This is a genomic window from Dietzia sp. JS16-p6b, from assembly GCF_003052165.1.
Taxonomy (GTDB): domain Bacteria; phylum Actinomycetota; class Actinomycetes; order Mycobacteriales; family Mycobacteriaceae; genus Dietzia.
In genome coordinates, this window is the sequence record NZ_CP024869.1 from 236,427 (window position 1) to 253,389 (window position 16,963).

15 protein-coding genes are annotated in these 16,963 nt (G+C 71.4%); 11 read left to right on the forward strand and 4 right to left on the reverse strand.

Annotation, left to right across the window (positions count from 1 at the left end; all coding sequences use genetic code 11):
* The first annotated feature begins 49 nt into the window (after positions 1 to 49).
* The 7 genes from CT688_RS01090 to CT688_RS01120 all read left to right on the forward strand — a co-directional run bounded on the left by CT688_RS01090 (position 50) and on the right by CT688_RS01120 (position 8,644).
* Positions 50 to 1,261 carry a GAF domain-containing protein gene (locus tag CT688_RS01090; protein WP_107755405.1) on the forward strand — a complete coding sequence of 404 codons (1,212 nt, stop codon included), beginning with the start codon at positions 50 to 52 and terminating at the stop codon, positions 1,259 to 1,261.
* Between the two features lie 207 nt (positions 1,262 to 1,468).
* Complete coding sequence (gene mdo, locus CT688_RS01095) at positions 1,469 to 2,740, forward strand: NDMA-dependent methanol dehydrogenase (protein WP_107755406.1); 1,272 nt, start codon at positions 1,469 to 1,471, stop codon at positions 2,738 to 2,740.
* Positions 2,741 to 2,766: 26 nt separating this feature from the next.
* On the forward strand, positions 2,767 to 3,888 hold the full coding sequence (locus CT688_RS01100; protein ID WP_107755407.1) for a MoxR family ATPase: 1,122 nt from the start codon (positions 2,767 to 2,769) through the stop codon (positions 3,886 to 3,888).
* Entirely contained in the window at positions 3,885 to 5,426 is a 1,542-nt protein-coding gene (locus tag CT688_RS01105; RefSeq protein ID WP_107755408.1) for a VWA domain-containing protein, read from the forward strand. Before CT688_RS01100 ends, CT688_RS01105 begins: the two co-directional genes overlap by 4 nt.
* Before the next feature lie 25 nt (positions 5,427 to 5,451).
* Entirely contained in the window at positions 5,452 to 6,627 is a 1,176-nt protein-coding gene (locus CT688_RS01110; RefSeq protein ID WP_231750442.1) for an iron-containing alcohol dehydrogenase, read from the forward strand.
* Positions 6,624 to 8,000 (forward strand): ATP-binding protein, encoded by a 1,377-nt coding sequence (locus CT688_RS01115; RefSeq protein ID WP_107755410.1) that lies wholly within the window; start codon positions 6,624 to 6,626, stop codon positions 7,998 to 8,000. Before CT688_RS01110 ends, CT688_RS01115 begins: the two co-directional genes overlap by 4 nt.
* On the forward strand, positions 7,997 to 8,644 hold the full coding sequence (locus CT688_RS01120) for a response regulator transcription factor (protein ID WP_197431455.1): 648 nt from the start codon (positions 7,997 to 7,999) through the stop codon (positions 8,642 to 8,644). Before CT688_RS01115 ends, CT688_RS01120 begins: the two co-directional genes overlap by 4 nt.
* 14 nt (positions 8,645 to 8,658) lie before the next feature.
* Here the strand turns inward: CT688_RS01120 and mftM are convergent, their stop codons facing one another.
* The gene (mftM, locus tag CT688_RS01125; RefSeq protein WP_159077969.1) at positions 8,659 to 9,492 is read right to left on the reverse strand and encodes a mycofactocin oligosaccharide methyltransferase MftM; all 834 of its coding nucleotides are present in this window, start codon (positions 9,490 to 9,492) and stop codon (positions 8,659 to 8,661) included.
* 203 nt (positions 9,493 to 9,695) lie between these two features.
* On the opposite strand from mftM, the gene CT688_RS01130 reads away from it, so the two are divergent.
* The 3 genes from CT688_RS01130 to CT688_RS01140 all read left to right on the forward strand — a co-directional run bounded on the left by CT688_RS01130 (position 9,696) and on the right by CT688_RS01140 (position 12,453).
* Positions 9,696 to 11,219: an aldehyde dehydrogenase family protein gene (locus tag CT688_RS01130; protein ID WP_107755412.1), complete on the forward strand. Its 1,524-nt coding sequence runs from the start codon at positions 9,696 to 9,698 to the stop codon at positions 11,217 to 11,219.
* Between the two features lie 32 nt (positions 11,220 to 11,251).
* The gene (locus CT688_RS01135; protein ID WP_107755413.1) at positions 11,252 to 11,737 is read left to right on the forward strand and encodes a DUF779 domain-containing protein; all 486 of its coding nucleotides are present in this window, start codon (positions 11,252 to 11,254) and stop codon (positions 11,735 to 11,737) included.
* A gap of 62 nt (positions 11,738 to 11,799) precedes the next feature.
* Positions 11,800 to 12,453, forward strand: coding sequence for a hypothetical protein (locus CT688_RS01140; protein ID WP_107755414.1), 654 nt, complete (start codon positions 11,800 to 11,802; stop codon positions 12,451 to 12,453).
* Here CT688_RS01140 and CT688_RS01145 read toward each other — a convergent pair.
* Complete coding sequence (locus tag CT688_RS01145; RefSeq protein ID WP_107755415.1) at positions 12,432 to 13,997, reverse strand: FMN-binding glutamate synthase family protein; 1,566 nt, start codon at positions 13,995 to 13,997, stop codon at positions 12,432 to 12,434. The two genes, CT688_RS01140 and CT688_RS01145, sit on opposite strands and share 22 nt — an antisense overlap.
* A 153-nt stretch (positions 13,998 to 14,150) precedes the next feature.
* Here CT688_RS01145 and CT688_RS01150 point away from each other — a divergent pair, with 153 nt between their 5' ends.
* On the forward strand, positions 14,151 to 14,966 hold the full coding sequence (locus CT688_RS01150; protein ID WP_107755416.1) for an acyl-[acyl-carrier-protein] thioesterase: 816 nt from the start codon (positions 14,151 to 14,153) through the stop codon (positions 14,964 to 14,966).
* Positions 14,967 to 14,993: 27 nt separating this feature from the next.
* Here CT688_RS01150 and CT688_RS01155 read toward each other — a convergent pair whose 3' ends face one another.
* Positions 14,994 to 16,133: a glycerate kinase gene (locus tag CT688_RS01155; protein ID WP_231750443.1), complete on the reverse strand. Its 1,140-nt coding sequence runs from the start codon at positions 16,131 to 16,133 to the stop codon at positions 14,994 to 14,996.
* A 99-nt stretch (positions 16,134 to 16,232) separates the two neighbouring features.
* On the reverse strand, positions 16,233 to 16,889 hold the full coding sequence (locus CT688_RS01160) for a hypothetical protein (RefSeq protein ID WP_231750444.1): 657 nt from the start codon (positions 16,887 to 16,889) through the stop codon (positions 16,233 to 16,235).
* Positions 16,890 to 16,963: the final 74 nt, after the last annotated feature.

Here is a 16,963-nt window from a genome sequence, read left to right on the forward strand (position 1 = left end):
GCGTCAGGTTCGAAATCGCCGATACTGTGATACGGGTTACACTGGCGACATGTTCGGGGGCACGGGATCCACGGCGAGCCTGCTGGTGGCCGAGTCGTGGGAGCGCAGCAGGCATCGGGGCATCGACCCCACGGTGGCCGCGCCGTCGGTCGAGCTGGAGGGTCCGGACCTCTCCCGCCACGTGGCGCAACACCGGATGGCGTCGGTGCTGCCGGTGGTCGAGTCCGTCCTCGTCCCGGGCGTCGTGTCGAGCGGACACATCGTCGCCGTCGCGGACGAGCGCGGGCGGCTGCTGCGGGTGATCGGGGATCGGGGGGTCAGGTCACGAGCCGAGTCGATGGCGTTCGTCCCCGGGGCCGTCTGGACGGACGAGGCGGTCGGGGCCAACGCACCGGGCCTCGCGCTCAGGCACGACACCGAGGTCCGGGTCCGCGGATCCGAGCACTACCTCGAGATGGCCCACGAGTGGAGCTGCGCGGCGGCCCCCGTGCACGACCCCGGTTCGGGTGAGCTGATAGGGCTCATCGACGTGACCGGTCCGAGCAGCGCCGCCTCGGACCAGATGCTCGCGCTGATCCGGGCGACGGTCATGCTCGCCGAGGGGGAGTTGCGCACCGCCGCCGGTCTCGTCGTGCCCCGCCCGGCCCGTGCTGACCGGGCCGACGGCGGGCGGCTGCGGCTGCGGGTCCTCGGTCTGGGTGCGGGCGTTCTCGACGGGGACGTCCCCGGGGTCGGCGGTCGCGCCCTGACCGGCAGGCACGCGGAGATCTGCGTGCTGCTCGACGCCCATCCCGAGGGCTTGACCGGTGGCGCGCTCGCGGAGCTGCTCGCCGACGACCGCCTGGACGAGGTCAGCGTCCGCGCCGAGGTCTCCCGGCTGCGACGGGTGCTCGGGCCGGATGTGGTGGGGTCGAGGCCGTATCGTCTGGCCCCCGGCGCGCTCACCACCGACGTCCGTGACGTCACGGACGCGCTCGGGTGCGGGGACGTCATGAGGGCGGTCTCGGCGTACCCGGGACCACTCCTGCCGTCATCGGATGCCCCCGGGGTGGCCGATCTGCGACTCGAGATCCATTCGATGGTGCGGGCCGCGGTCCTGTCCGCGGATCGGCTCCCCGTCCTCCGCGCCTGGGTCGCCGGCGCCGGTCGCGAGGACCTCGCCGCGTGGCGGGGCCTGGCGAGGTCGCGCTACGCGGACGCCTCCACGGTCGCGGCGGCGGAAGCGCGGTGCCGCGTCCTCGACCAGCGCTTCGGGGCCTGAGGGGTTTCCGGGCCGTCCGTGCCGCCGGGCCCCGGCCGCCTCTCCGCTCGGGTAGGTCGGTCGGTGCCGATCGGGCCGTCCCCGGGGTGCCGGGTGGCCAGAACGTCGCGCGAGGTGTTCCGGCAGGGTCGCTCGCCGGGCAAGAGTGATCGGTGTCACACACACCGCCCCGCCGCTGGTGGGGATCGCTCGAGCAGGAGGCGCACGATGGCGATCGAACTGAATCAGATCTGGGACATGCCGATCAAGGAGTTCCACCCGCTCCCCAAGGCGCTGTTGGGGGTGGGGGCGCACGACATCCTCGGCGTGGAGGCCAAGAAGTTGGGGATGACCCGCGTCCTCATCATGACCACCGGGTTGCGCGGATCGGGGATCATCGAGGAGCTCAAGGGCAAGATCGAGTACCAGGGTCTCGACGTCGTGGTCTTCGACAAGGTCGAGTCCAACCCCAAGGACTACAACGTCATGGACGCCGCGGCGCTCTACAACTCCGAGAAGTGCGACGGCATCATCTCGGTGGGCGGAGGCTCCAGCCACGACGCCGCCAAGGGCGCACGCGTGGTGATCGCCCACGACGGCCGCGACATCAACGAGTTCCAGGGCTTCTCCAAGTCCACCAACTTCGAGAACCCTCCGCACATCGCCGTGTCCACCACAGCGGGAACCGGTGCGGAGACCTCGTGGGCGTACGTCATCACCGACACCTCGGACATGGACCACCCGCACAAGTGGGTCGCGTTCGACGACGCCAGCCTGGTCTCGCTGGCGATGGACGACCCGCTCCTCTACTACTCCTGCCCCCAGCACTTCACCGCGTACTGCGGGTTCGACGTCCTCGCGCACTGTTCGGAGCCGTACGTGTCGCGGCTCGACTTCGCCCCCTCGCTGGGCAACGCGTTGTACGCGACCAAGCTCGTGGCGGACAACCTCACCACGGCCGTGTACGACCCGCGCAACCTCGACGCGCGCACCGGGATGATGAACGCGCAGTACATCGCCACCCAGGCGTTCAACTCGGGCGGACTCGGGATGATCCACTCGATGTCCCACGCGATCAGCGCGTACTACGACACCCACCACGGCCTGAACAACGCGATCGCGCTGCCCCGGGTGTGGGAGTACAACCTGCCGGCCCGTTATCAGCGGTACGCCGAACTCGCCCCGCAGATGGGCGTGGACACCCGGAACATGACGACCGTCCAGGCGGCCGACGCCGCGGTGGAGGCCGCCATCCGGTTGTCCAAGGACGTCGGCATCCCGGACAACTTCAGCCAGATCACGCCGGGGCTGTACGAGAAGAACCAGATGGACACGGGCAAGTACAAGGGCAAGGGCGACAGGATCGACACCTCCGCGGAGAACGTCCGCAGGATCGCCGAGCACATGATGGGTGACGCGTGCACCCCGGGCAACCCGCGCGAGTCCACGGTCGAGTCCCTGATCCCCATGGTCGAGCACGCCATGACCGGCTCCTACTGATCGGCGAGCACGGAAAGGGCCCGACCATGGATGTCATCCCAGACCGCCCCGACGAGGCGGGAACCGCTGACGCGGCGATCGACGTCGACCTCCTCCGGGAGGCGCTGCGGGCGACGGGGTACATCGTCGACCGGGAGTTGGCGACCGTCGTGCACCTGGCGACGGTCCTCGACAGGCCGCTGCTGCTGGAGGGCCCGGCCGGTGTGGGGAAGACCGAACTGGCCAAGTCGCTCGCGACCGCGTTCGGGCGTCGGTTGGTCCGGCTGCAGTGTTACGAGGGCCTGGACGACGCCCGGGCGCTGTACGAGTGGGACTACGCCAAGCAGCTGCTGCACGTCCAGATGCTCCGGGACCGGATCACGGCCGAACTGCAGGCTCACGAGGACCTCGGCGCCGCCTCGGCAGCGCTGGCGGAGATGGAGGTGGGGATCCACGGCGAGGACTTCCTGGTGACCAGGCCGCTGCTCGAGGCCATCACCTCCGAGGACCCGGTCGTCCTGCTCATCGACGAGATCGACCGCACCGAGGAGTCGCTCGAGGCGATGCTGTTGGAGGTGCTCGCGGAGAAGCAGGTGACGATCCCCGAGCTCGGGACCTTTCGCGCGCGAACGACTCCCTGGGTGGTGCTCACCTCCAATGACACGCGGGAGCTGTCCAGCGCCCTCAAGCGCCGGTGCCTGCACTTCCACGTGGACTTCCCGGACGCCGCGAGGGAGACGGAGATCGTCCGGTCCCGGGCGCCCGAGGTGTCGGAACCGGTCGCGGCCGACGTGGTGGACAAGGCGCGCCGACTGCGTGAGATGCCCCTGCGCAAGGCCCCGTCGATCTCCGAGGTGGTGGACGCGGCGCGGGCCGCGTCCGTGTGGGAACCGGACAGCCCGGAGCTCGGCTGGGTGCTGGCCGCCGCCCTCCTGAAGTACCGGTCCGACGACGACGCCGCGCGTGAGGTCCTCACGGGGGTCCACGACGGGATGCTCGCCGGGGTGCACGGCGAGCCGCCCGGTGGTGGCACCGCGGCGACGCAGCAGGCGGCGCGCGGTCCCGGGGGCATGCGGGCGGCCGCCGATGCGACCGGGGCGTCGACCTCCACCGCGTTCGGTGCGGGACGGGCCCGCAGCGCCGCCGGCCGTGGGAGCGGACGACGATGACGATCGGCCCGGGGCCCCGCGTCTCGCCCCCGGAGGTCCTCGACATCGTCTCCGTGGTGTTCGGGCGTCGCCTCAGGGAACGCGGGGTGGCCGTGTCCCCGGCCGAGGTGGTGGAGGTGCGGACGGTCCTCGCGCTGCTGGGGGCCTCGCGGCCCGAGGTGCTGCGGCCGGCGCTCCGGGCGGTGACCGTCAAGTACCGGCGGGAGAACCGGGTCTTCGACGCGGTGTTCGACCGCCTCTTCCTCGGTCTGCACGTGGCCCGGACCGAGGGCGCCGCCGGTGCCCGTGGCGATGATCCGCAGGTGGGGGCGCTGCCCGACGAGCTGGAACTGGACTCGGAGGGGTCGTCACCGTTCACCCCATCGGACCTGGACCCGGCAGAGATCGGTGACCTGGTCGAGGGCGACGACACCGCCCGGCGTGATGAGGACATCCACTACGACGACTCCGACTTCTCGACCGCGACGGGCGAGGAGGAGTTCGCGGTCGAGCAGGGCGCCGAGCAGTGGCGGTCGACGGTCACCTACGAGATCGAGGTGGACCGCGCGTCGTCGGACCGGGTCGGGGAGATGGGCTCCTCCGCGGTCTCGGTGTCCGGCGACGAGTCGTTGGACTGGGGGGACGCGCTCGACGTCCTGCGGACCCTCGACGGTTACGACGCCCGCCAGGTGTACGCGGGTTCCGGTGAGGACGGCGGGCCCCCGCCGAGCGAGCAGGTGGGGATGTTCGTCGACGCGGTCGTGGAGTTCCTCAGGAGCCTGACGGACGACGTCACCGACGGGGGAACCGGTGGGAGTGGCGACGACGAGGATCGCGGGGGCGTGGAGGGAACCGACGACGGTGACCTCGAGCGCGCGTCACACGAGGTGATGCGCCGGATCCGGGGAGCGCCCCGCCGGCGTTCGCGACCGTTCGCGCGTGGGGTGCTGGACTCGCGCTCCACCCTGCGCCGGGCCTGGGCCACGGACGGCGAGGCGTTCACCATCATGAACCGCACCCGCGTGCCCGGACCGCTCAAGCTTCTGATCCTCGTCGACGTCTCGCTCTCGGTCCGTCCCGTCACCGGATTCGTGCTGCGACTGGCCCAGAGCCTGCATCAGAAGGTCAACCGGTGCTCCGTCGTCGCCTTCGTCGACCGGCCGGTCGACGTCACCGACCACCTGCTGTCCTCGTCGGGCGCGGGGGCACTGGCGACCGTGCTTGCCGCGCCCGGTCTGGATCTGGAGGCGAGCAGCGACTACGGGCGGGTGTTCGCCGAACTCCTCGACCGACACGGGGATCTGGTCGACGCCCGGACCTCGGTCCTGGTCGTGGGTGACGGGCGGAGCAACGGGCTCGATCCGCGGGAGGACCTGGTGGGGCGGATCAGCAGGCGGGCCCACCGGATGGCGTGGATAACCCCGGAGGCCCGGAGGTACTGGAACCGGCCGAGCTGTGGGCTGAGCGGCTACGCCCGGTACCTGGACGGGGTGGTGACCGCGCGCGATCCCGCGGAACTGTCCGAACGGGCAGGTCTGTTGGGAAGCTCGCTCGCCTGACATGACCCGGGCCTATCGTGAGGTCATGTCCGCGGAAGGCCGGGTGGCCAAATTCCACGCGCCGGAGATCCTCTTCGGTTTCGGTGCCCTGCCCGAGGCCGCGACCGCCGCCATGGGGCTGGGGGCCCGTCGCCCCCTCGTCGTCACCGATCCGTGGCTCGAACTCACCCCGTGGCCGGGGACCGTGGTGGACGCCTTGAGGGCGCGGGGTGCCGAGCCGGTCGTGTGGTCGGACGTCCGACCGAACCCGCGCGCCTCACAGATCCTCGAGGGTGCGCAGACCTATCACTCCTCGGGGTGCGATGTGATCGTCGCGGTGGGGGGTGGGTCGGTGATCGACGCCGCCAAGGGGGTCGCGCTGGTCGTGTCCAACGGCGGGCACGTCCTCGAGTACGAGGGGGTCGACCGGGTCCGGCTGCCACTGCCCCCGGTGGTGGCCGTGCCGACGACGGCCGGCAGCGGTGCCGATGTCTCCCAGTTCTGCGTGGTCAACGACTCGGACCGGCTGACCAAGGTGACCATCGTGAGCCGTTCGCTGGTGCCGGACGTCACCGTCATCGACCCGGCCACCCACTCGACGGTTCCCGAGGACGTGCGGGCGGCCACGGCGATCGACGTGCTCTCGCACGGGGTCGAGGCCTATTCCTCACGCGCGGCGGGCCCGTTGACGGACTCCCACGCCCTCCGCTCCGTCGAGCTGTGCACCCGGTCGCTCGACCGGCTCGGGCGCGGCGGGAGGAACGGTGGGAGGTGCGGTGACGAGCAGTTGGAGGCGATGGCGCTCGCGTCGCTCGAGGCGGGGATGGCCTTCAGCAACGCCGTCCTGGGGGCGGTCCACGCGATGAGTCATCCGGTGGGCGGCCGGTACGACGCGTCTCACGGCCAGATCAACGGGGTCCTGCTGTCGCATGTGGTCCGGCACAACGGGACGGTGATGGCCCCGCACCGCATGGCGGATCTGGCCCGTGCCGCCGGCGTCGCCGTGGGGTCGCGCGCCGGTCAGGTGACGGACCGGGTCGCGGACCGCTTCCGCGACCTCGCGGAGTCCGTCGGGATCCCGACGGGGCTCACTCACCTGGGGGTCCGGGGCGAGGACATCCCCACGCTGGCCGCTCACGCACTGCGCGATCTGTGCATGGCCACCAATCCGCGTCCCGTCACCCTCGAGGACGTCGATCGGCTGTACCGGGAGGCGTCATGAGCGAGGGGCCGACCGACCTGGACTCCCTCCTGGGCCTCCGGTCGGTCAAGAGGAGCTTCTTCGACCAGTACCGCGCTGCGGAGTCCAGGCTGCGCCGCTCGATGCACGCTCTCGATCGCGTCTCGGGTGCGCTGGTGCGGACCGCCGAGGGGCCCGAGGAGCTGATGCTGTCCGTCCTCAAGGTCGCCTACGACCAGCTCGACGCCGAGTGGGCGCTGGTGGCCCTGCGGGACGGTCAGCTCCCGTCCGTCGAACCACGGCACGTCATCGTGGACCCCGAGGGACGGTTCGTCGCGTTCGAGGGGCGGGACCTGGCACCCGTGCCGGAGGGGTTGCCCAAAGGCGTGGTCAACGTCCTTCTCGCGGTCCTCCGCGGCGGCCGGTCCGCCGAGGTCGCGGAGGCCGGCGGACCCGACGCGGTCACCGTGCCGCTGATCCTGCACGGCGGGGTGATCGGGGGGCTGGCGTCGTGGCGACACCCCGGGCGGCAGGCCGACGACATCGACACGGTGGTCCTGCGGATCCTCGCCGCGCAGGCGGCGGTCGCGCTGCACAACTCCGTCCTGTTCCGCGACAAGGAGATGCTCCTCGCCCGGGCGGAGGAGGCCTACGAGGAGGCCCGGGGCCACGTGGTGGAGCTGTCCCGGCGGAACTCGGAGCTCGAGATCGCCCATCGCGAGCTCGATGCCGCGCACCGCCAGCGGATCCTCGACGTGGAGCGGTCCCGGATGGCCCGGGAGCTCCACGACAGCGTGTCCCAGCTCGTCCTCGGCGCGGGGATGCACCTCCAACTGGGACTCGACGCGGTGGGAGACGCCGACCGGCAGCGGCCCCTGCTCGAGAAGGCAGTACACCTGACCGACCAGGCCGTCGACCAGTTGCGGTCCGTGATCTACGCCCTGCGCACGATCGACGACGGGGACGCCCGGCTGAGCAGGCTGATCGAGGACCTGTGCCGCCTCCACGTCCCGTCGACCATGACCTCCGAGGTCCGGGTGCTCGGCGACGAGGTCCCGACGAGCCCCGGGATCGAGCACGAACTCCTCCGGATCGCCGGCGAGGCGCTCTCGAACGCCGCGCGGCACTCGGGGGGCGACGGCGTGGTGGTCACTCTCGACTTCGGTGACGAGGCCGTGGCGCTGACCGTGGAGGACGACGGTGTGGGGAGGCCGGAGGAGCTGCGGAGCCTGCTCGAGGCCGTGCGGACCGGGTCCCCGGAAGAGCGCCACGGTCTGGTCAACATGAGGGAGAGGGCGGAGATGGTGGGAGGGGAGTTGCGTATCGCGGGGGCCGACACGGGCGGGGTGGCGATCACCGTGGTGGCGCCCGGTGTCGGGGGCCTCGACGCAGCGGCCCGGGGGTCGGTCCGATGACCCCGGCGGCCATGATCCGCACCGTGCTGGTGGACGACCACGCGGTGCTCCGCGAGGGCCTGCGGTTGATGCTCGAGCGGGAGCCCGACCTCGAGGTGGTCGGTGAGGCGTCGACCGCGGACGCGGCCCTCGGGGTCATCAACTCGACCCGCCCGGACGTCGCGGTGATCGACCTCAAGCTGGGCAGCGGGTCCGAACTCGACGGGCTGCGTCTCTGCGCGGCGGTCCGCGACCTGTTCCCCGACGTCGCCCCGCTGGTGCTCACGACCTTCCTCGACAAGGCGATCGTCGTGCGGGCGGTCCGGGCGGGGGCGCGGGGATACGTGGTCAAGAACGTGGACGTCACCGAACTGGTGACCGCCGTCCGGTCGGTGTCGGCGGGGCAGAGCGCCTTCGACGCGCGAACCGCCTCCATGGTGGTGGACGCGCTCAGGGGGGTCGAATCGGCGTCCGAGGCCCTGTCGGCCCGGGAGATCGAGGTCCTCGCGCTGCTGGCGGAGGGAAGGTCCAACAAGGAGATCGGTCAGGCGCTGTTCATCTCGGCCACCACCGCGAAGTTCCACATCAGCAACATCCTGCGCAAGCTCAAGGTCTCACGGCGCGCCGAGGCGGTGTACGTGGCCAGTCGGCAGGGCCTGCTCTGAGCTGCACCGGCACGTCATCGGTCCACCACCAGCCATCCGCCGTGGTCCTCGTCGACCCGCGTCCGCACCCCGGGGGACCAGCTGTGACAGAGCGACCCGATCCGGTCGGCGAGCGCGGCCAGCGTGGGGATGTCGAAGGTCCGGACATGACCGTATTGCGTCACGGCGACGGGCTCGAAGGGCACGGCGATCACCACGCGTCGGCGCGCCAGTCGCAGTGCGTCGCGGACCATGTCCCAGCCGGCGTTCTCGTCCACGTGCTCGAGGACGTGGACGAGGTAGACGGTATCCGCTGTACCCGCGGCCAGCGGGCTGGTCCGTGCGTCGAGGCAGACCGGCGAGGGCAGGGGTCCGTCGGCCGGCGCGCAGGACCGGAGGAGCCCGAGTACGGCCGGGTCGAGGTCCACGGCGACGGTTCTCACGCCCTCCCGGGCGAGGCGGAGGGACAGGAAGCCGAAGCAGCATCCGAGGTCCACCGCGGAGTGGCCGACCATCTCGGCCACCGCCCGGTCGTGGACCGGGGAGAACGGGCAGACGCCGCTGGCCAGTGCCGAGATCGACGACCGGTAGTAGGCGGACCAGCACTCCTCCCAGGTCGCGTCCCGGCAGGTCACCAGCGCCGTCACCGCCCGGTGGAACTCGTCGACGGTGTGCAGGACCCCGGTGGCGAGCAGATCGCGGGACATGGCCGGGATCAGCGCCTCGCTCACCTCGTCGTCGTCGAGGTCGTGCCCGATCCGCACCCGACGGTCGTCGGCGGTCACGGTGAACGCCCCGAACCGTCGGCCCCGTCCGCCCCGGACCGCCGAGATCTCCCGGAACCCCGGGGGTGTGGCTGTGGTCTGCATGGGGGCCGACGCTAGGGCTCCCGGGGGCCCTCGACGAGGAGAAGCAGCGGATTCCGGCAGCTCGAACGGGTGCGGACCTGCCCGGACGGGCAGTGCAGACCCGGGCCGGTCGCCGTGCAACGTTGCTGCAACCCCGCCGCGCATAGTGTCCTACATCACAGCGTCGACCACGGGGGTCGCGCGGAGGAGTAAGGAGGGGCACGATGCCCGTTTTCGCACAGCCCGGCGCCGATGGTTCGGTGATGTCCTACCAGAGCCGTTATGAGCACTACATCGGCGGCGAGTGGGTGGCACCCGTCAAGGGTGAGTACTTCGAGAACGTCACCCCGATCACCGGGCAGGTCTTCTGCGAGGTCGGCCGCGGGACGTCCGAGGACATCGAGGCCGCCCTCGACTCCGCGTGGGCGGCCGCCCCCGGGTGGAACGCCACCTCCGCGGCCGAGCGGTCGCTGGTCCTGCTCCGGATCGCCGACCGGATGGAGGAGAACCTCCAGGCCCTCGCCCTGGCCGAGTCGTGGGACAACGGCAAGCCGATCCGCGAGTGCCTGGCCGCCGACATCCCGTTGGCGATCGATCACTTCCGCTACTTCGCCGGCTGCATCCGCGCCCAGGAAGGCGGGATCTCGCAGATCGACGAAGACACCGTGGCGTACCACTTCCACGAGCCTCTCGGCGTGGTCGGCCAGATCATCCCCTGGAACTTCCCGGTCCTCATGGCGGTGTGGAAGCTCGCCCCGGCGCTGGCCGCGGGCAACTGCGTGGTGCTCAAGCCCGCCGAGCAGACCCCGGCGTCGATCCTGTTCCTCATGTCGGTGATCGGCGACCTGCTCCCGCCGGGTGTCGTGAACGTGGTCAACGGATTCGGCACCGAGGCAGGCAAGCCGCTGGCCTCCAACCCCCGGATCCGCAAGGTCGCCTTCACCGGCGAGACCACCACCGGACGCCTGATCATGCAGTACGCTTCGGAGAACCTCATCCCGGTGACCCTCGAGTTGGGCGGCAAGAGCCCCAACATCTTCTTCGAGGACGTCATGGACGCCGACGACGACTTCCGTCAGGCGGCGCTCGAGGGCTTCGCGATGTTCGGCCTCAACCAGGGCGAGGTGTGCACGTGCCCCTCGCGCGCGCTCGTGCAGAGGTCGGTCTTCGACGAGTTCAGCGAGCTCGCGATCGAGCGCACCAAGCAGATCACGCAGGGCAATCCGCTCGACACCGACACGATGCTCGGCGCGCAGGCCTCCAACGACCAGTTGGAGAAGATCCTGTCCTACATCGACATCGGCAAGCAGGAGGGCGCGGACGTCCTCACCGGCGGCGGGCGGGCGGAGCTCGAGGGCGATCTCGCGGGCGGCTTCTACGTGCAGCCGACCGTCTTCCGCGGGCACAACAAGATGCGCCTGTTCCAGGAGGAGATCTTCGGTCCCGTGCTGTCCCTGAGCTCGTTCACCGACTTCGACGACGCCATGATGATCGCCAACGACACGCTCTACGGCCTGGGCGCCGGCGTGTGGTCGCGTAACGGCACCACCGCCTACCGGGCCGGTCGCACCATCCAGGCCGGCCGGGTGTGGACCAACACCTACCACCAGTACCCGGCCCACGCGGCGTTCGGTGGCTACAAGCAGTCCGGCATCGGACGTGAGAACCACCGCATGATGCTCGACCACTACCAGCAGACCAAGTGCCTGCTGGTGAGCTACTCGGGTAAGCCCCAGGGCTTCTTCTGAGTCGCGGCGGACCAGTGGAGGAAGGACCGTCCATGGACGACGTCTGCGGACTGCCCTCCGGCGGGAGCGTGCCCATCGCGGCGCGGGCCCTCCCGCCGGAGGGGGCGCCGCCCGGGCTGCCGGCGCGCGTCGTGGTCACCGAGCCGGCCGCCGAGCTCATCCGTGAGCTCGTCGGCCGGCACGGCCCGGTGATGTTCCACCAGTCGGGCGGGTGCTGCGACGGGTCGGCACCCATGTGCTATCCCGACGGGGAGTTCCGTGTGGGCCAGCGCGACGTGCTGGTGGGGGAGCTCGATCTCGGTGGGGACCGGGTGCGCGTGTGGATCTCGGGGTCGCAGTTCGAGACCTGGAAGCACACGCAGCTGGTGCTGGACGCGATCCCGGGCCGGGGGTCGGGTTTCAGCCTCGAGAACCCAACCGGGAGACGGTTCCTGTCCCGCGCCCGGACGTTCGACGCCGCCGAGCAGGAGGCGTTGGCGGCGTTCCCGCCGCGCACCGGGGCGGATCTCGAGGACTGAGATGCGCCGCCGCGGTCCCGGATTCACGCAGATGGGACGTGGTGCGGCGGTAGGATCCGACCATGGATACCGACCGTCCGGCAGCCGTTGATCCCCTCGACGCGGAGGTCGGGTTCCTCACGCCCGAACTGCGGTCCGACCTGCTCGAACGGTGGAACGAACCGCAGCGCAGATACCACAACGAGACGCACCTGCGTGCGGTGCTGCGTGCGGTGGACGCGCTGGAGGCGTACGGGGAGGCGTTCGACGGGACCGCGGTCCGACTGGCGGCCTGGTTCCACGCCGCCGTGTTCGACCCCACGGAGTCGGAGAACAACGCCAGGTCGGCCGAGTTCGCCGAGTCCGCACTCGACCCCGCCGCGCCCGTCGACGAGGTGGCGCGCCTCGTGCGGCTCATGGGCGGGCACCGGGTCGAGCCCGGGGATCTCAACGGGGCGGTCCTCTCGGACGCCGACCTCGCGGTCCTCGGGGCCGACCCGGAGACGTACGACGCCTACACGCAGGATGTCCGCCACGAGTTCGCGCACGTGCCGGGTGAGCGGTTCGTCGCCGGGCGGATCGCCGCGCTCGAGGCGCTGCTCGAGCGCGGGTCGGTCTTCCTCACCAGGGCCGGCCGCGACGCCTGGGAGAAGCAGGCGCACGCCAACCTGAACCGCGAACTCGGACTGCTCCGGGCCGGGCGGGCAGAGGCGGGTCAGAGCCCCGGGGGAGCGTAGGCGGCGCTGTGCTCGGCGGCGCCGCCGGCGGACATGAGATCGGTGATGCGCCGGATGTCCGCCGCGCCGGGAAGGCCCCAGCCCGGGCGGTATCCGTAGATCTCCGCCAGAGTCGTCGACTCCCGGGTGCCGTTGGCCAGCTCCACGTCCTCGGGCCCGATCAGCGAGGGGTGGGGCACGCCGACCGCGCCCGAGACCTTGACGAGGTCGCGCCGCAACGACCGGAGATAGGCCGCACACCGCACGGCCTTGTCCGTGGGGTCCACTCCGCGGGACAGCCACGGGTTCTGCGTGGCCACTCCGGTGGGGCAGCGATCGGTGTGGCACTTCTGGGCCTGGATGCAGCCGATGGAGAGCATGGCCTCGCGACCGACGGAGATCAGGTCCACCCCGAGTGCGAACGCGACCACCGCGTTCTCGGGGATCCCCAGCTTCCCCGAGCCCACGAACACCACGTCGTCGGTGAGACCGGCCTCAGCGAAGATCCGGTACACGCGGGAGAAGCCGAGCCGGAACGGGAGTGACACCGCGTCGGTGAAGACGAGGGGGGCGGCACCGGTGCCGCCCTCGCCGCCGTCGATGGTGATGAAGTCGACGCCGCGCTCCCGGGAGACCATCGCGGAGGCCAGCTGCTCCCAGAAGCGCAGCTCGCCGACCGCGGACTTGATCCCCACCGGCAGGCCGGTGCGTTCGGCGATCTCCTCCACCAGGTCGAGCATCGAGTCGACGTCGTGGAACGCCGTGTGCCGGGAGGGGCTCGCACACTCGCGGTCGGTGGGGATCCCGCGGATCCGCCCGATCTCCGCGGTGACCTTGGCGGCGGGCAGCAGACCGCCGAGCCCGGGTTTGGCACCCTGGCTGAGCTTGATCTCGATCGCCCTGATCGGATGCTTCTCGGCGAGGGCGACCACCGCGTCGAGGTCGAGCCTGCCGTCCGCGTCGCGGACCCCGAAGTAGGCGGTACCGATCTGGAACACCAGGTCCCCGCCCTTCTGGTGGTAGGGACTCAGCCCACCCTCACCGGTGTTCTGCAGTGCCCCCGCGAGAGCGGCACCGCGGTTGAGGGCCTCGACAGCCGGGGCCGACAGGGCGCCGTAGCTCATCCCGGAGATCCACACCAGGGACTCCGGGCGGAACGCGCGGGCCCGGCCGCGGGCGGCGCCGAGGACCTTGGCGGTGGGCAACTGGAGTTGCTCCGCGGAGTGCGCGTGGGCGGAGACCGTCACCCCGGCGAACGTGCGCGGTTTGACGACCGGGTATCCGGTGAGGAACTCGACGTCGTTGTCCGTGCCGAAACCGAACGTCGTGGCCCGCCCCTCCGCCGACTCCCGGATCCAGTCCCGTTGGTCGCGGGTGAACGGCCGTTCCTCGTCGTTGCTCGCCACGATGTACTGGCGCAGTTCCGGGCCGATCGAGCTCAGGGCCATCCGCGCGTGACCGAGGACGGGGAAGGTCCGCAGGATCGGGTACCTGGTCTGCCGCAGGTCCGAGGCCGCGAGGGCCGCCACAATCGCGACGGGGGCGCCGAGGAGCCACTTGCGCATGTCGACCTCCGGGGTGAGTGGGTGCCCCCATCATGGACCACCTGCCGCCCGACGTGCCCGCGTCGGCGCCCGCGCCCGACTCCCTGCGGCCGGGCGCCTACAGTAGCCGCACCGGTGGGGGACACCGGAATCCTGGGCGAGAGGACCACACCGATGAACCACCCGGAACAGGACGGCGACCTGCGTCCGCTCCCCCCTCCGCCCCCGGACGGGGCAGGGTTCTCCACCTCCCGCACGGTTCGGACGGGCGAGGTCGATCCCCGGCGCAGGGTGCGGCTGGACAGCATCGCCCGGTACCTCCAGGACGCGGCGGGCGACGATCTCGAGTTCACCGGTCACGTGCGGACCGACCCGTACTGGATCGTGCGGCGGACCGTCATCGACGTGATCGAACCGATCACCTGGCCGGCCACCGTTCACCTCGAGCGCTGGTGCTCGGGACTCTCCACACGGTGGGCGAACATGCGGGTGCGTCTGACAGCGGAACACCGGGCCGGCCCCGACGACCCCGGGCCCCGGCCCGACGGGCTGGTGGAGACCGAGGCGTTCTGGATCAACGTCAGCGCCGACGGGGTGCCCGCCCGGATCAGCGACGAGGGGCTCGCCTCCCTCTCGGCCGCCACAGGGATCCACCGACTCCGATGGGCCGCCATGAACGCGCCGCTGCCCACCGGCTCCGCGACACGGGATCTACCGGAAGACCGGCCCCACATCCTCCGCAGCACGGACTTCGACATTCTCCAGCACCTCAACAACGCCGCCTACCTCGACGCCGTCGAGGACGAACTGCTGGGACACCAGGACCTGCTCCGGCACCGCCACCGCGTCGTGATCGAGTACTCCCACCCGGTGGTGCCGGGCTCGTCCATGATGATCCGGCGGAGACGGTCCGCACACCGGGTGGAGATGTGGATGCTGGTCGACGACCGCGTCGTGGCGAGCGTGTCGGTCACGGGCGGGTCCGGGTGAACACCGCCCCCGGGCCGGACGCGCGCGTCAGGGCAGGATGCGCGAGACGACCTCGGCGGCAACGTCCTCCAACAGGGGGCCCGCATTGGCCATCGACCTGGCGAGGTCCGGCTCCCGTTCGGTGAGGGCGGCCGCGGCCGCGAACCCGGCCTCCGCTACCCGGTCGGCACCCAGGTCCAGCCGGCCACACACGGCCACCACGGGTACGGCGTGTGAGCGACACAGTGCCGCCACGCCCATCGGGGTCTTGCCGTGCATCGTCTGGTCGTCGAGCCGGCCCTCGCCGGTCACCACCAGGTCGGCGGCGGAGACCACGTCTTCGAGTCCGGTCAGGGTCCCGAGGACCTCGAACCCCGGGTCCAGGGACGCCTCGAGGAGCTCGCGGGCAGCGAAGCCCACGCCCCCGGCCGCCCCGGAGCCCGGCGCGTCCGGGTCCACAGCGAGTCCCTGGTCGCGCAGTACCTCGACCAGACGGGCCAGCCCCGCCTCGAGTTCCTCGATCTGACCGGCGGAGGCACCCTTCTGCGGACCGTAGACGCGGGCCGCGCCCAGCGGCCCGAGCAGGGGGTTGTCGACGTCGCAGGCGACCAGGATGCGTGAGGCGCGGACCGCGGGGTCGAGGCCGTCCAGGTCCACGCGGTCCAGGTCGACCAGAGCGCCCCCACCGTCGGGGAGTTCGGCGCCCGAGGAGTCGAGGAAGCGGGCGCCCAACGCCGAGAGCATTCCCGTGCCACCGTCCGTGGAGGCGCTGCCCCCGATGCCGAGGTGGATGTTGCCGCGACCCGAGCCGAGCGCGGCCAGCAGCACCTCGCCCACGCCGCGGCTCGACGATTCGAGGGGCCGCATCCGGCCCCCGGGTAGGCGGAGTAGCCCACAGGCGTCGGCCATCTCCACGAAGGCGGTGTCCGGGTCGATCGCGGCGAAGGAGGTCTCGACGGCCTCGCCGGTGGGGCCGGACGCGGTCACGCGTACTTCCCGGGCGCCGCCGGCCACCATCACCTCGAGGCTGCCACCGCCCCCGTCGGCGACCGGCCTCACCACGACGTCGGTCTCCGGGTGGGCGCGGCGTGCACCCGCGGCAGCGTGGTGGCATGCCTCGATAGCGGTGAGAGAGCCCTTGAAGGCCCCGCATGCCACGACGATCGTCACCACTGCATCATTCCCCATCGTGTCAGCGGACACACGACGGCCCGGGGTCGTGACCCCCGGTGGGAGTCACGACCCCGGGCCGTGGGGGTGCATCCGGGGTGACCGGATGCGGCGGTGTCAGCCCAGCGAGCCGGCGAACAGCCCGGCGTCGACGCCGAGGTCCGCACCGGCCTCGGCGCCGGAGCTCAGCCCGGCGAGCTCGCCGGTGAGCGAGCCGGTGTCCGTGTCGGTGCCCTCGTCGGCGGAGCCGGTGAGCGAGCCGGTGTCCGTGTCGGTGCCCTCGTCGGCGGAGCCGGTGAGCGAGCCGGTGTCCGTGTCGGTGCCCTCGTCGGCGGAGCCGGTGAGCGAGCCGGTGTCCGTGTCGGTGCCCTCGTCAGCGGAGCCGGTCAGCGAACCGGTGTCCAGCGAGCCCGTGCCCGCATCGGCGGCGCCGCCGTCGATCAGGGCGCTGCCGGTGTTGGGCGAGACGCCGAGGCTGCCGAGCTCGACCGAGCCCGGGTTGGAAGCCTCGGCATCGAGGTTCAGGTTGAAGGCGAGGCTTCCCAGGTCCACGGCGAGGTCGGTGCCGAGTCCGAGGTCGCCGAGGCTGCCGTCCTCACCCGCGATCTCCGTGAGGCTGCCGGTGTCGCCCGCGAGTCCCTCGAGGCTCCCGGACGGTGCCTCCTGCGCGGCCGCGAGGCCGGGGAACGCGATGGCGGCACCCAGTCCGAACGCGCCGACGGCGGCGATCTTGGCGGTGGTGCGGTTGGTGGTCTTCCGGTGGGTGTTCGTCATGTAATGAACAGCTCCCATCTTCATTGACCCCGATGGCTCTCATCGCGGACACCTCGACCAGAGCGAGATGCGTC